This is a genomic window from Methylobacterium sp. Leaf104, assembly GCF_001422885.1.
In the GTDB taxonomy this organism is placed as follows: domain Bacteria; phylum Pseudomonadota; class Alphaproteobacteria; order Rhizobiales; family Beijerinckiaceae; genus Methylobacterium.
Window position 1 is genome coordinate 142,519 of the sequence record NZ_LMMZ01000038.1, and the last position, 14,456, is coordinate 156,974.

Genomic DNA, 14,456 nt, shown 5'->3' on the forward strand with positions numbered 1-14,456 from the left:
GCTTGAATCAGAACTCCATCCCATCAGCCCAACCTACCCGCCTCGAGTTCTGCTTAGGGCCGTCACTCAATGTTGTATTCGGAAAAAACGTGACGTAGCGGACCGACACTGGCCAAGCGAATATCCGCCTTGTTAACTTAGCGCTTTGAAAGCGGATAGTCGAAATATCCCTGGTTTGGGTGAACTGACAAGCATATCCTCGAATGCAATATAGATATTTCGTCCGAGCGCCCTTCGGCGCGTCAGGGATCCCATATGTCGGGGGGATGTACACCATCAACGCACAGTTTTCCTAGAAGGGATCCTTAACTTCGACAGCTAATAACACTCAAGGGATCCACCTGTCTCCAAGTGACATACATATGTCTGACGAAAATCTGCCGCCGCAATCGTGTAGCGAGGTCGACTGGGATCGGATCTCGGAGCGTTATCATGAACTATCAGATATCCTTCAGCTCTTCCGGGTTCCAACCTACAAAGAAAATGAAGCATATGAAGGCGGCCTTCTTGTCGGCATGAAGCACCGCGACGGTTTGCTATTCAAGAAGTATGAACACAGCTATTACATCTCGCTGGGCACCGGGCCATGGATGTCGAGAGCTCAAAAATTATCGAAAGAAATCAATCAAAAACACAAGGATGAAACTAGCGTTCCGGATTTTATCGAAGTCATAAATTGGAGAGACGAAATCGAAAAGGCGATTGAGTCTAGACGTGTGACGATGAATTTCCTCGAGGCCTGGTGGCGCTTTGGAGCGCTTTTTGGCAGTGCTGTTGAGCTAGATGAATTAAGTGAGCAGTCGCAGAAGTATGAGAGGACTAAGACTAGTGCTGGAAGCAAAGCAGACAATAGTGCCCGCGAAGTATGGTATGCACGTTGGCTTACTGATAATGGCGTTTTTGTGCGTAAACACGGTCCAAGCCGAACTAGCGTAGAGATGGAATTCGCGCAATTTTGCCGAAGAATTGTTCGCGGCGAATTAGAATGCCCTTTAAGGCCCGATTTTTTCAATAAAAAGTGGTTTGACCGACTTTCTGTCATCGACAAAGAGGGGCTACCCGTTGTCCGGTCTGGATTTAAGCGCCTCAGTAAAAGTAAAATTCTGAAATTATCTCGCTCAGAAAAATTTCCTCGCCATCTGCTTCCCCCTCTCTCCGAGCTCAAGTTTCGAAAAAACAGCAAGGCCTAAGGGTCGCAAATCGTCGAGCGAATCGGTGCGCATATCGACCTCGTCGCCCCCCTGAGGGAGGCCATCAGCGAGGACGGACAATGCCTGCCCCACTTCCCCTCAACAGTCATTTGCACACCACGGAGCCATTGCTAACTTTTCGCCAGGCGGCGGCACGCCTCGGTATCCCGTATTGGAAAATCCAGCGCGCTGCGCAGATTGGTCTGGTCCCGACTACGACCTTCCTCAACTCGCGGCGCTACGTCCGCTTCTCTGAAATCGAACTGATTCTGGGCCGGTCGCCGGCCCAGCGGGGAGGAGCGTCATGAGCGCCGCCCCGATGCCCACCAATGATACCGCCGCCGATTTTTTGAAAGCCCTTCATGGCGAAACCTTCACGGGCTTTCAGCTGGTGTTCCAACTGCCGACCCGGAATACCGCCTCTTTTGATGCAAGTGAGTGGACTTCTCTTGCGGCTATGATCGAACGGAGAAAAGATACGGCCGATCTTTACGGGGTGATCGGTACCCAGAGCACTCGCGTCGGCGGTGCGAAACGGGGAGCGATTGATACCGTCGCGCAGGTATCGGGCCTAATTGTCGACGTCGACTTCGTGTCCAAGAAAGATACCAAGAAGCTCTATGTCGCTGATGCTGAAGCCGCGAGCGTAATCCGGTCCGGTCTGCTGCACGCGCCGTCGGCAGTTGTCGCGACAGGAAACGGAGAGCATTGGCACTGGTTCTTCGATCAACCGATCGTCATCACGACTGAAGAGGATCGGCAGCGCGCGAAGACCATTTCCCTCAACTTCAGCCGGGCTATGCAGGCGGTATTCCGCGAGCACGGAGCTGAAATCGATAGCGTCGGCGATATCGCTCGGGCTTTCCGGCTGCCCGGGACGTTCAATCATAAGGGAGGGGGCAAAAAGCCGGTCGTTCTTCAAACCTTCGACCCAACACTCCGCTATACAGTTGCGGTGCTTGCCGATTTTGCTTCGCCCCCGGCCCCGCCGTCCCCTAGCAAACGGAAGCGCGAATCAGGCAACAGCTTTCCTCCAGCCCGGCATGAAGCCATTAGGCGAGACTGTTCTTGGTATAACGATGTCACTGGCGATGGAGCCGGTTCCTGCTCAGAGCCTGAGTGGTTTGCAGCTGCCAGCATTACTGCCTGTTGCCAGGATCCGGAGGCCACGTTCCACGCCTACAGTGAGCACTACCACCGGTACGACGAAAGGGAAGCGCAGGCCAAGATCGAACGCGCGATCAAATCTCCGATGCCACGGACATGTGCGTCGATCGAATCGGATCTTGGGCATGTGGGCTGTCAGACTTGTCCGCACCACGGAAGGATCACGTCACCCGTACAGCTCGGGAACGGCCCGCGCCGGTACGATCCAGGGGACGAGGGTCCTATCCCGCTCGGTTACACCCGTGACGGCAATTTTGCGCTTCGTGATCCGGTGCGCAACATCATCATCCCTGCGAGCGCCCAACAGTTACTCTCCGGTCAATGGCTACAAGGCGTTGCACCGTCGAGCTTCTGGAAACGTCAGTTCGCGACTGACAAATCGTTCAGTCCTACGGCAGCTGGCGAGGCGATCATTGCCGCGTGCAAGGAGGTGGGCCCGTTCAATCCAACTCGGATCCGCGGTCGCGGTATCTGGGTTGAGGACGGCGAAGTCGTCATCAATCTTGGTGGGCCTTTGCGGGAGGGGCTGCAGAACCAGTACCTCTGTTTCGAGCCGATACCGTTGCCCGCCGATCCGAGTTTCGACACGGCACGCCTATCGCAGTTGCTCGACCGCTTCAGGTTTCGCGACCCGAAGAATGCGACGCTTTTGCTCGGTTGGCTTGCCATCGCGCCCATCTGTGGCGTGCTGGCTTGGCGGCCGCACTGCTTCGTCTATGGACCGCCGAAAGCAGGAAAGAGCACGCTGCATGGGCTTGCTACGGCACTCCTCACACCTCTGGCCTTGTCGACGACTGGCGACAGCTCGGAAGCCGGCATCCGCCAAGCGGTGGGTCCCGACAGCCTTCCAGTTATCATCGATGAGTTTGAGAGCGATCAGAGACGGGGGCGGCAGCAGGCCATCGTGATGCTGGCTCGCAGTGCATCCTCTGGAGTAACGCCGGTCCTACGGGGTACGCCTGAGGGAAAGGCGATGCAGTTTAGCCTCCGCACGACGTTCTTCTTCAGCGGCATCAATCCAGCGGGCCTCTCCCCTGCTGATGCGAGCCGCATCCTATTGCTCGAACTCGTCATGCACGAGAACGATCAAGAAGCCGCCCGCCACATTACGGCTGAGCTTGCGCATTTCGCCGACGCAGGTCCGAAGTGGTGCGGATATATGGCATCGAAGGCGCTACTCATCGCTCCAGCAAGAGAGGCATTCGAAGTAGAAATGCCCGGGCTTGACGCCCGTCTCAGGACTAATATTGCAACGCTACTCGGAGCAGCTTTCGTAGCGCTTCATGGTCGGGTTCCAGAGCCTAAAGAGGTCAAGCTTGAGGTCGCAGATTTTGCACTAACGACTGCAGAGCACGCCGAAGAAGTCGATCGTGACGACGCTGGAGAGGCTCTTCACCACCTTTTCGCGCATGTGATTTCCGGATCGTCGTTGGGGCAATGGTTGGCCCGCGAGCATCGTGATTTGATTGCAGACGGCGTCGATGAAAAGCGTCTGAGTGCACGCATCCTCGCGTCGCTAGACATCATGATGAGGGTTCGCAACGACGATCCGGGCTTCTTTCTCCTACGAGGCGCACCTGGAGTCGAGCGGATCTTCAAGGACACGAAGTGGGCTGGCGATGCGTGGGCGCACGCAATTCGCAAGCTGGACGGTGCGTTCTCGCCGAAGCACCCGATCTACTTCTCCAATATTAGAAGGAAGGCTCGGGCAATCGGACTTACGTTCGAGATCCTGCCGGATCCCACAGAAGATCCGAACGGAGATCCTGGGACAGACCCAACCGACGGAGTCGGGCCGCGCTATTGATCGGCAGACAACACCCAGGACGCAGGACGGGACGGACTGACATATAAAGATGGGGGGAGGGGTCACTGTGTGAGCAGTGACCCGCTCATACCCCCCCTCTCTCCCCATTTATATTGTTGTCCGTCCTGTCCTGCGTCCTGACCGACTGACCTACCGCTTCACAAACATTAGAACACGTGGCTGAGCAATCAATCGGCTGTATTTCGATGAAGCGTGAAATACAAGCCCTTGTATGTGCCGGATCCTGAATACGCGGCCCATGCATCGTGGTTCCTGTCGTGGTTACAGAAGAAGTTTTGCTTGAGATTTCTTGGGATTTGCTAATGTATGGCTTTGTTACAGTCTTTATTAACTGCTCCGTGCGGCGAACAATTGTTCCGCCAGCAAACATGTGTTTTATTTTTTCTTGCGTTCCAGGGAGTTCTGGTGATGACCACTACATTCAACATCAGCCTCACAAAGCGGGATCGGCGTCGTAAGCTCCGGTCTGGTGAGGTGGTCATCAACACTCGCTGGGTCCTGAATTACACCGATCCCAAAACGAGCCAGCGCGTTCAGCTCTTCTTCGAGCGTCAGAAGGAGGCCATCGCTAAGCGGAACGCGATTCAGGCCTCCGTCGAGTCGCGCACTTATGTCCCAGCGCGCGAGGTGATCACTGTCGGCGAGGCTGTTGCGCTTTGGCTTGAGGGGCGCCGCGGCGAAGTGAAGGACCAGACACTTCACGGCTACGAGCAAGGAGCGCGCTACATTTCGGAGCCCCTGTTGGTCGGCGCGAAGCCCGTGCAGCGCCGGGCCTACACAGAAACGGGTCTTGTCCCAGCGGGCGCCTCGCTGAAGCCCACCCTGGGTACAATCAAGATCGATCGTCTTGGCACGGCAGATATCAGAGCCTGGCACAAGCTGCTCTCGAATGAGGTTGGGCCATCCACAGCGAGCCGCGCACGGAAATACCTCGGTAGCGCCCTGGCGCTTGCGGCGGAAGATCTCGGCATACGGCCCCCCACGCTGCCGTCCCGCCTCAGGGGCGCGCCCAAGATCAAGAAGGCGATCCTCACCTCAAACCAGATCGTCGAGCTTCTGGCGGTCGCTGAGCGGGATCCTGAGCAGGGGGTCTACGTCGCGTTCCCCTTCCTGGCTGGCACGCGTCCCAGTGAGCAGCTCGCCCTTATGTGGGAGGACGTCGACTTTGAAGCGAATGTCATCCGCATCCGGCGGATGCAGGAGCTGAGTGGCGCCATCTGCGAAGTGACCAAGACCGAGGCTGGGCGCCGTTCAATCCCGATGCCGACCCGGCTGCGGTCCATGCTGCTCGCGTGGCGTGCTGTGTGTCCCCACCGTGAGGGAGAGCCTCATCGCGTCTTCCCGGGTCTCGGGGCGCGGCGGGCGTGGCCTCAGTCTCGCGTAGGGGGCGGTGGGACGCTCCTCTATTCGAACTTCCGCTCGCGTATCTGGGCGTCGCTGCTGAAGCGGGCCGGCGTGCCCTACGTCACGCCGCACTCGGCCCGGCATTCGTTCATCTCGATGCTGCAGGCGGAAGGCGTTGAAGTTGGTCTCGTGGCGAAGATCGCGGGCCATGCCAGCCCGGCCGTCACTCTCAGTCACTACACCCAGGCTGTGCGCGGCGGCGAAGTTGCGCTCGCAGCAATCGATCGGGCCTACGCCGCTTGAAGCTGTGCCTCTCTCGCACCGGCAAGCAAGACTCCTCCTAAATTCTATAGCTCCGCGGGAAGATGGACTGGGTCGCCTTTTCAGCACCCGCGAATGCCTATTCTCAAAAAAAATCTTATACCAGTGTTAACTATGATTAATGCGAAATAGTTACGCCAGTGTTGTTCGTATGTTTTTCTCATCTGGCAGTTCTTAGAACCTCGATGGCGCCCAATGTTACGACATGAGTCTTTCGGAGCCGGAGATGGCATAGCCCGGAGCGAAAACATCCCCATTTCTAAATGCGGTCTCGCTTCCGCCCACGCCGAAGCGGTTCGTCAACACGCTGCAGCAGCCGACGCGCATGCTCTCGCTGCCGAGTTGCACTATGAGGCCTTCGCCCCGGACGAGGATTCTGACCCGGCTGTGAGGCAGGACGCGGTCTGCGCGAGCGCCGATGCTTTGACCCAGACGGATACGGCTGCCGAGGCTAGCGAGCTGGCCGGTGAGGCATCCAGTATAAGAGGTGACGCCAAACGGAAGGCGCGTGAGGCAGCACGTCTGGCCGAAGATGGTGAGGACCCACGCAGAGCTCATGCGCAAGCGGCCAAGCACCACACATCGCTGGCTGAGAAGCACGCATGGAGCGTTCGATCCATCGCACCACACAGCCAGGAGGCTCAAGACGCTGCCTTTGACGCAGAGGTTGCCTTAACGCGCGCCAGAGACGCTGAGGTTGTGGAACGTGCTGCCTGACAGGGCTATTGCTCTTATCTGAGCTCATACGGCTTTGGATGTGACGTGCGAGGCTATCTATCCTCACGGCACATACAGAAATTACTGCGTAAAACGTACCTCTATGCAGTCGAATTATCATCACGTAGTGCGAGCTGCAATTACATGTTATAGATAACTGCTTGAATTAGAATTCTTTGGCGAGCTTGAGGCTTTCAATCTGATCACCACCAAGGGGTAAGTAGCAGCAATTTTACGATCCAAATTTTTTGCCGGCTATTAATGAGCATATAACTCGAACGCGGTCTTTTTTCACGTCAATCAGCGGAGTAATCATGTTCACCGCTCGAACCTTTTTTGGTAGAAACTGGCCCAAACGACCCGGTTCTCGCTTGATTGCTCATTCTTCTCGGTCAGTTATGTTCTGCAGCCGCTCGTGACCCTGCGCGAAAATTGGGCAAGTCCGCTTTTGGCCAAGGCAAATCGAGTGAGTAAGCAGCCAACAGGCCGGTGATTCTTAAAGGCATGTGAGATCGCAACTTTGCCGAGGATGGGATCAAGGTTCGAATCTCTCTGCCCGGTCAAGTCTTTATTACCGTCGGACTACTACAGGTTGGCTGTAAGAGGGGCCAAAATTGTTTTTATGCCGAAATTCAGTCTGGATTCCATAGGCTAAGGTCCTGACTGAACTTGTTGGATGGATCGAGCTGCCAATAACGCACTCCCTCACCAAACGAACAGATGGCCCATCCGATTGAGCTGCCGCACCCGCGCTTCATAATCCGGCATGATCGTTTCGAGCGACCGCCAGAACCGGCGGGAATGGTTGTGCTCAAGAACGTGGCAAGCCTCGTGGGCGATAACGTAATCCACGAGCGACATCGGGGCCATGACTAAGCGCCAATTCAGGCGGATTCGGCCGCGCGCGTCGCAGCTCCCCCAGCGCTTCGACTGATCGACCACATGCACGGTTGGCGTCGGAATGCCGAGCAAAGCCGCCATGCTTCGGGCACGGACGGGGAAATGCATCTTGGCATGCTCGCGGTACCAAAGCCGCAACCCGCTACGCACCGCAGCCCGGCGGATGAGTGGAGGAGCTTGGAGGGGAACCGGCGCGACCAGTGTCGATCCACGCGCCGCGACTCGGGTGACGACAGCGGTATCGTCCGCAATGACTTTCAACCGATAGGGCCGGCCCAAATAATGGAACGTCTCGCCGCTCACGAACTCCCGGACGATCGGTGAGCCACCAAGCTCCCTGTAACCGGCCTGCTTGCGCAGGAGCCAAGCGCCTTTCTTACGAACGATCGAGATGACCCGTCCGTCATCAAGGTCGGGCGGCGCCAGCACCCGAACACCATCATAGCCTACCGAGATAGCGACCGTCTTCCGCCGCGTGGTGCGCTCGATCACGAAACTCAGAAGCTCTCCCCCGAAGTCGAGTTGGTGTGCGGCCTCCGACGTCACCGAGCCAGTCTCGCCCGCGCGACGTCCATGACCTTGGCCGTCGCCGCCTCCATCTTGGCGGGATCAATGCCTAGTGATCGCAGGCGGTCCTTGATGGCGCGTCGCATCTGTCGCTGAACGTCTTCCTTGTGCTGCCAGTCAACGACGACCGCGAATGCCTCTAGCGCCTTTGCGACCTCCGTTGCCGCACCCGCGCGCGCTTCATCCGTAATCGAACCGTCGATGAAGGGCAGGATCGCACCGGCCGTCCCAGTGAGGCTATGCCGCGAGCCGCTTGCGCCCGCCCGCGCATCCGAGACCTGAGCCGCCATTTCTTGCAGGCGCGCGAGAGCGCTCGCGGCCGAGACGCGCGCCTCCCGACGCTCGTTCACGATCCGCTCCAACTGCTCCCAAAGAGAGGCATAGGCGGTCGGGTTCTCGTCTCGGTGAACGTGGATCTCATGCCGTATGGCGTGCTCGATCTCGGCCGCCTTCGCCTCGGTGGAAACGAAGCTGTCGAGATGCTGCTTGAAGGCGGGATCGAGAATATCGCGTTTTGCGAGAAGCTGTTCCACGCCCTCGACCGAGAGATGCGTCGTGATGATCTGACCAACCTTCGCGCCGTAATCCTCCGGATCGAAGGGTTCTTGATAGTGGGCGCGCCGCGCCACGACCCGGAGCCGAGCCAACCATTTTAGGTCGGACACGTAAGGCTCTTCCAACGCCTTGGGGTCCGGCAGGACCATGTCTATCGCTTCGGCGAAGCGCAGGAAATCCAGCTCGAATTTCGCGCGCACGTCCTCGGGATCGAGCAGCGCCAGACAAGCCGCTTCGTTCGCCCGGTCAACCCCTTCGAAGAGGCGCAGAGCAGCGCGATGCCGGCTTTCGAGAAGCTGGATCTTCTCCGACAGAGAACGAAGGGCGTTCATCACACCGTCCTCTTCCGAGAACAGGTCCAGGGCATCGCTCATGCGCCGGTTGTCGCCCCAGTAGTCGACGACGAGCCCATAGGTCTTGCCGTCAGCGGTCCGGTTCACGCGGGCGATGGCCTGCAAGAGCGTATGCTCCCGCAAGGGGGCGTCGAGGTAGAGAACCTGCTCAATCGGCGCGTCGAAGCCGGTAAGCAGCATGTCGCAGACGACAAGTATCTTGAGAGGATCATCACGCCGCTTGAACCGGGCGATGCGGTCGTCCCGCTCTCGCTTCGAGAGATGGTGCGCCTGCAAACGCGCGCTGTCGCCGTTCGACGACGACATGATGAGCGCGCATTCTGGTGCGCCGAGCTTATGCAGCGCTTCGACATAGGTCACGGCCACGTCGCGGCTTGCGGAGACGATCTGGGCTTTAAAGCCGTTCGGCTCAATCGTCGTGCGGTAATGCTCAAGAATGTCCTTGGCGACGGCCTCGACGCGCTGCGGCGCGCCCGCGAGCTTGTCTTGGAGGCGCATTCCGCGCTTCAGCTTATCAATTTCCGCGTCTGAGAGGTCGGGGAAAGAAACACGGATGTCTTTCTCCAGGTCGCGCCCGTCAATGCGCAAGCGCGCGTCGCGCATCTCGTAGAAGATCGGAACCGTCGCGCCATCCTTCACAGCCTGGTCGATGAGGTATCGGTGCAGGTAGTCGCCGAACACCTCGCGCGTGCTGCGGTCCTTCTTGTCGATGGGCGTCCCGGTGAAGGCAAGCATGCAGGCGTTGGGCAGGCCCGCACGCATCCGGGCCGCGAGCGCGCCGTATTGCGTGCGGTGCGCCTCGTCCACCATCACGAACACATTCCGCGCATCGGAGATGACGGAGGAGCGCTTCGGGACGGCGCTGTGGAACTTGTGCACGGTCGTCAGAACTGTGCTTCCTGCGCCACCGGAGAGAGCGTTTCGAAGGGCCTCGCCGCTCTCGGCCTGAATGGGATTTGGAAAGCCTGACCGTTTGAATTGAGCGGCAATCTGGTCATCGAGGTTGGTGCGGTCGGTGACTATGACGAGCGTCGGGTTTTCGGCCTCCGGCATGCGGCGGAGCTTCGTCGCCAGGAACACCATCGTGAGTGACTTGCCCGAGCCCTGCGTGTGATGGATTACCCCGCCACGCCGCTGCGGGTTGACCGCCGTCCGAATGCGTTCGATCGCCTTGCCAACCGCGACATATTGCTGATAGCGCGCGAGCTTCTTGATGCGTCGGCCATCCGTGGTCTCGAACATCACGAAGTTGCGGACGAGGTCCAGAAGGTTCGCTGGTGCGAGGAGCCCGGCTAAGAGGATGTCCTGCCCGGTCGGCGTGCGCCCAAGCTGAGCCGTCAGTTGATCGAGCGTGAGGGGATAAGGGTCCTTCCACTCCGCCCACTGGCGCGCTGGCGTCAGCGTGGTGCCGTATTTCGCCACATCACGGGCGAGCGCAATCGAGACTTGCGCCGTCGCGAACAAGCGTGGTGCGCCAAGCCCCACGAACTCGTCGCGGCTCTCGTAACGGCGGAACTGGCGGATGGCTTCGCTCATAGGGTCGGCGAGCGAGGGCGACTTGCATTCAATGACGGCGAGCGGCAGCCCGTTCACGTAGACGATCACGTCCGGGATAATGTCTTGTCGCGGCCCCTTGACGGGCACCTGCCGCGCGAACTCGAACACGTTGGCGGAGGGGTCGTCGAAGTCGAAGAACCGCACGGTTCGGTCTTGCCGCCGGCCGTTCTCGGTATGTGGGGCCGTAATGCCGTAGCAGAGTGCCGTATAGGCTTGCTCGTTGGCCTCCATGAGGTCGACGGCGGAGACACGTGTCACCGCTGCAACGGCACGGCGCACATCATCCTTGCCGAGCCACGGGTTAAGCCGGGCGAGGCATTCCGCGAGACGAACGGTCAGAACGGGTTCGTTCGCCACACCCTCGCGGAGGTCGCGCACGACCTCGACCGACAGCGCCGAATAATCGAATAGCACGCGCAAGAGGTCGGCAGCCGGCTCCTCCACCCATTGCAGTTCAAGTCTTTCGCTGGCTGTGCTCATGCAGCCGCTGCCGGCGTATCTGAAAAGCGCGCGACGAGCCTTTCAGGCAGGCGCAGGCGACCGGAGAGGAGTTCTTCCGCAAGCGCAACCTGTAGTCTGCGCAACTGGCGGAGTTTCGCCTCCCCGGCGTCTATGCATGCCCATACCTCGTTCAGCAGCGCGATAGTTTGGTCCTGATAAGCGAGCGGGGGAACGCTGATTTTAATTCGTTTCATTTCGCCGACATTCAGATGTTGCTGCGCCAGCCCTCCTTGAAGAAACGCGATCTGACGCTTGGCTATGCCGGAATTCATGAAATAGCTGACATACTCTCCGCGCACACTCGGCCCGGGGCGAGAGAAAATAATGTCTATACAATTTAGACCGCCAAAATCATCCATTATATAGGCTGTTTTCCCAGGCTCCCCAGTGCGAACAGTCACAACATCACCGGCGCGTAGGGCCGATTTATTATTGATTTGATGCCCAGTCTTAGATATTTGCACCAGGCTATCAAGAAGTAACCTGTTTGGTCTGACGTTGAGCGAGCGGAGAGCAGGCACGCCACCATCCGAGACGTAGTAAGATGCCGGCCTAACAACGATCCCGACTTTAATTGCCGACATTTCGGCGCCGAGAGTTGATAATTTCCATTCTTCTCTTTTTAGAGCACCGGAACTTGGATCGATGCCAAGAAAAAGCGCCTCGGAGATTGCCTCAGCAGTTGCGTATATTTGAGCGACCCACGCCTCTGTTTTCGCAAATTCCTCCTTCGCAACGCTCAATAATGCCGCAATGGCGCGCTGCTCAGCAAGGGGAGGCACAATGACTTTGACAGTCTCAAAAGCATCATAGGGCGTTAGTTTACGCTTTCCATCTAGATTGCCCCCCTGGCTTAGGGCCTCATAACGCGCGATCATGCGAGGTAAGCGCACCAAAGCCTCTAAAAATCTCGGGTCGGCATCATCTTTGTGGCGAAACACATTATATGCTGGGCTAATGATCCCTGAGATACTACCGTGATATCGTCCAACAGCGCCGTAGTAGAGCGCCATAGGTGCCAGTCCGAATTCTCCGGGCTGGATCACTCGGTAACGAGATATGTCCTCGCTGGCGATTTCCTTGTCGTAAGTATCCGACTGAGGGATCACACCTCGTTTTGTCACGCTGAGGACTATAGACCTCTCCAACGCTCCCAAACGTCGCTCGACTGGCTCGCAAAGGTCCTTCAGCCGTCCTGCGCGCCAGCCATGGGGCACTTCATCCGACATAGCCCATCTCCTTGAGAAGAGCGTTCATGCGGGCGGCGGCTTCGTCCCGCGCCTTCTCGGCGGCCCAGAGCTTGTCCAGCTCAGCTTTTACATCGATAGGCTTTTCGGGCTCCAGCGTGTCGATGTAGCGGGAAATGTTGAGGTTAAAATCGTTCTCCTCAATCTCCTTCCTATCGACTACACGGCAAAAACGATCTTCGTCCGTCCATGCTCGAAATGCATCGACGATCCGCGTAATGTTTCTCTCGCCCAGGATGTTCTTTTTCGGCCGCTCCTCAAACTCCTTTGCCGCGTGGATAAACAGCACCTTGCCTGTGCGCTCAGGAGCTTTCGCCTTATTGAGGATGAGCACGGTCGCAGGGATGCCGGTGCCAGCGAACAAGTTCTCCGGCAGCCCGATGATGGCCTCCAACAGGTTTGCCTTGAGCACACCCTCGCGGATGCGCCCGTCGCCGGAGCCGCGGAACAGGACGCCGTGCGGCATCACCACGCCACACACGCCCTTGGCGTTGAGCGTCGCCAACATGTGCTGCACGAAGGCGAGGTCGCCCATATTCTTGGGCGGAATGCCGTAGCGGAAGCGATCGAAGCTTTTCTTCTCGTTCTCGCCCGAAACATCGTCCGCGCCCCAAGCGTCCAGTGAGAAGGGCGGATTGGCAATGACGCGATCGTAGAGGATCAAATTGCCTTCGGGATCGAGAAGGCGCGGGTTGCGGATCGTGTCACCTTTCTCAACCCGCGCGTCGCGGAGCCCATGCAGCAACAGGTTCATCTTGGCGATGGCCCATGTGCCGAGGTTCTTCTCCTGGCCGTGCAGGGTGACGTTAAGAGGCTGGCCTAAGCGCTTGCCCTCAAGCTGCGCCACATGCTCGGCCGACTGGATCAACATGCCGCCCGACCCGCAGGTCGGATCGCTGATCCGCATGCCTGGCTTGGGGTCTAGTACCTCCACGATCAGCCGCACGACGTGGTGGGGCGTATAGAACTCGCCGCCCTTCTTGCCCGCATCGTCGGCGAATTTGTCGATCAGATACTCATAGGCTCGCCCGAGCATGTCAGGTTCGGACAGCGAAGCGTTAGAAAGGTCCACCCGCGAGAAATGGTCGATGAGGCGCGCGAGCACGCCTTCTCGGTTCTTGGCGTCGCCGAGGCGCGATTCGGAGTTGAAGTCGATATTGGCTAGCACGCCTTCAATGGAGGGGTTGGCGTCCTCAATGGCGGCGCAAGCTTTGTTAAGGTGGTCGCCGATCCCCGTGGTCAGCTTCTTAAGCGTCGACCAGCGCGCCCGCTCGACGAGAAAAAACTCATGCTCGTCAGGATCGCTATAGGCGACCTCGACCGGCAAGCCGTTTCGAACGCATTCTTTGACTTCTTCCTCGAAACGATCCGACAGGCGCTTGAGAAATAAAAATCCGAAGATGTAGATTTTGTAGTCAGAGCTGTCGATTGATCCCCGAAGTATGTCGGCAGACCTCCATAAGTGATTTTCAAGTTCGGGGCGTGAGAGTTTAGGCATCTTTCCCTCGATTTTCTTGATTAACGCCAAAAAGGCGTTGGTCTAGGAGTCGGCGTACAAGCGCGCTGCGGATTTCAGCTGCGTCCATGGCGGAGCGATAGGCGGTGAGCGCGTCATCGACGAGCGCCGCGATTTGCCGTTGCTCGGAAACGGGCGGCAACTGGATCTCAAGTTTGGCAAGGTCCTTCGCCGACAGCGACAGAAGCGTCGTTGCGCCCCGGCGGATCACCTCGATCTTGGGGCGGAACACCTCGCTCGACAGGATGGCGAACAACGTCCCGCCGCTCGTTTCACCGAGGGGCCGCACGACGATGATGTTGCCGCTGGCGATGGCGCCTGCCGTTTTCTCTCCGACAAGGCCGAACTTCAGCAGCGTTCCGCGTCCGGTGACCAGAACGTCGCCGACGCGCACTGCATAGGTCGCGGCGCGTGCGGGATTAGGGAAGCCGACCCGGTCCAATTCTTCGCGGCTCGTGACCGCGCCGTCTTGCAGGTCACGCACGCCGATCACGGGTAGCTTCTCGCCTGGGCGAGACTGAGTCTCCTCGCGCGATACCCCTATACCTGCAAACACCTCGGCAACATCTCCGAGGCGCAAGGTATGGGAATAGGGCAGCGTTTGCGGCGTAGGGCGCTTCATGCCAAACGTATGCGGCGTTTCCACGATACGGTCAATATGACATCAAAACGTATTGGGCTACGTTTTCGTAC

Annotated in this window: 8 protein-coding genes; 3 read left to right on the forward strand and 5 right to left on the reverse strand. The window is 58.3% G+C overall.

What is annotated here, in order from left to right:
- Positions 1 to 362 precede the first annotated feature (362 nt).
- The 3 genes from ASF49_RS23905 (at position 363) to ASF49_RS19120 (ending at position 5,832) form a co-directional block, all read left to right on the forward strand.
- Positions 363 to 1,190 carry a hypothetical protein gene (locus tag ASF49_RS23905; protein WP_156653095.1) on the forward strand — a complete coding sequence of 276 codons (828 nt, stop codon included), beginning with the start codon at positions 363 to 365 and terminating at the stop codon, positions 1,188 to 1,190.
- A gap of 304 nt (positions 1,191 to 1,494) precedes the next feature.
- Positions 1,495 to 4,164 (forward strand): hypothetical protein, encoded by a 2,670-nt coding sequence (locus ASF49_RS23910; RefSeq protein ID WP_156653096.1) that lies wholly within the window; start codon positions 1,495 to 1,497, stop codon positions 4,162 to 4,164.
- 429 nt (positions 4,165 to 4,593) lie between these two features.
- A complete protein-coding gene (locus tag ASF49_RS19120; RefSeq protein WP_162240986.1) occupies positions 4,594 to 5,832 on the forward strand; it encodes a tyrosine-type recombinase/integrase in 1,239 nt (412 codons plus the stop codon).
- A gap of 1,440 nt (positions 5,833 to 7,272) precedes the next feature.
- Here the strand turns inward: ASF49_RS19120 and ASF49_RS19130 are convergent.
- The 5 genes from ASF49_RS19130 to ASF49_RS19145 form a co-directional block, all read right to left on the reverse strand.
- Complete coding sequence (locus ASF49_RS19130; RefSeq protein ID WP_056476737.1) at positions 7,273 to 8,013, reverse strand: M48 family metallopeptidase; 741 nt, start codon at positions 8,011 to 8,013, stop codon at positions 7,273 to 7,275.
- Complete coding sequence (locus tag ASF49_RS19135; protein WP_056476740.1) at positions 8,010 to 10,979, reverse strand: type I restriction endonuclease subunit R; 2,970 nt, start codon at positions 10,977 to 10,979, stop codon at positions 8,010 to 8,012. The genes ASF49_RS19130 and ASF49_RS19135 overlap by 4 nt, the downstream gene beginning before the upstream one ends.
- Positions 10,976 to 12,013, reverse strand: coding sequence for a restriction endonuclease subunit S (locus ASF49_RS23290; RefSeq protein ID WP_162240987.1), 1,038 nt, complete (start codon positions 12,011 to 12,013; stop codon positions 10,976 to 10,978). Before ASF49_RS23290 ends, ASF49_RS19135 begins: the two co-directional genes overlap by 4 nt.
- A gap of 205 nt (positions 12,014 to 12,218) precedes the next feature.
- A complete protein-coding gene (locus ASF49_RS19140) occupies positions 12,219 to 13,745 on the reverse strand; it encodes a type I restriction-modification system subunit M (protein WP_056476745.1) in 1,527 nt (508 codons plus the stop codon).
- Entirely contained in the window at positions 13,738 to 14,385 is a 648-nt protein-coding gene (locus ASF49_RS19145; RefSeq protein WP_056476752.1) for a restriction endonuclease subunit S, read from the reverse strand. The genes ASF49_RS19140 and ASF49_RS19145 overlap by 8 nt, the downstream gene beginning before the upstream one ends.
- Between the last annotated feature and the right edge of the window lie 71 nt (positions 14,386 to 14,456).

What these genes read in the sequence shown, in the direction of transcription:
- ASF49_RS23905 (WP_156653095.1), top strand. Translation starts at nt 363, where the DNA reads ATGTCTGACGAAAATCTGCCGCCGCAATCGTGTAGCGAGGTCGACTGG.
- ASF49_RS23910 (WP_156653096.1), top strand. Translation starts at nt 1,495, where the DNA reads ATGAGCGCCGCCCCGATGCCCACCAATGATACCGCCGCCGATTTTTTG.
- ASF49_RS19120 (WP_162240986.1), top strand. Translation starts at nt 4,594, where the DNA reads ATGACCACTACATTCAACATCAGCCTCACAAAGCGGGATCGGCGTCGT.
- ASF49_RS19135 (WP_056476740.1), bottom strand. Translation starts at nt 10,979, where the DNA reads ATGAGCACAGCCAGCGAAAGACTTGAACTGCAATGGGTGGAGGAGCCG.
- ASF49_RS23290 (WP_162240987.1), bottom strand. Translation starts at nt 12,013, where the DNA reads ATGGCGCTCTACTACGGCGCTGTTGGACGATATCACGGTAGTATCTCA.
- ASF49_RS19140 (WP_056476745.1), bottom strand. Translation starts at nt 13,745, where the DNA reads ATGCCTAAACTCTCACGCCCCGAACTTGAAAATCACTTATGGAGGTCT.
- ASF49_RS19145 (WP_056476752.1), bottom strand. Translation starts at nt 14,385, where the DNA reads ATGAAGCGCCCTACGCCGCAAACGCTGCCCTATTCCCATACCTTGCGC.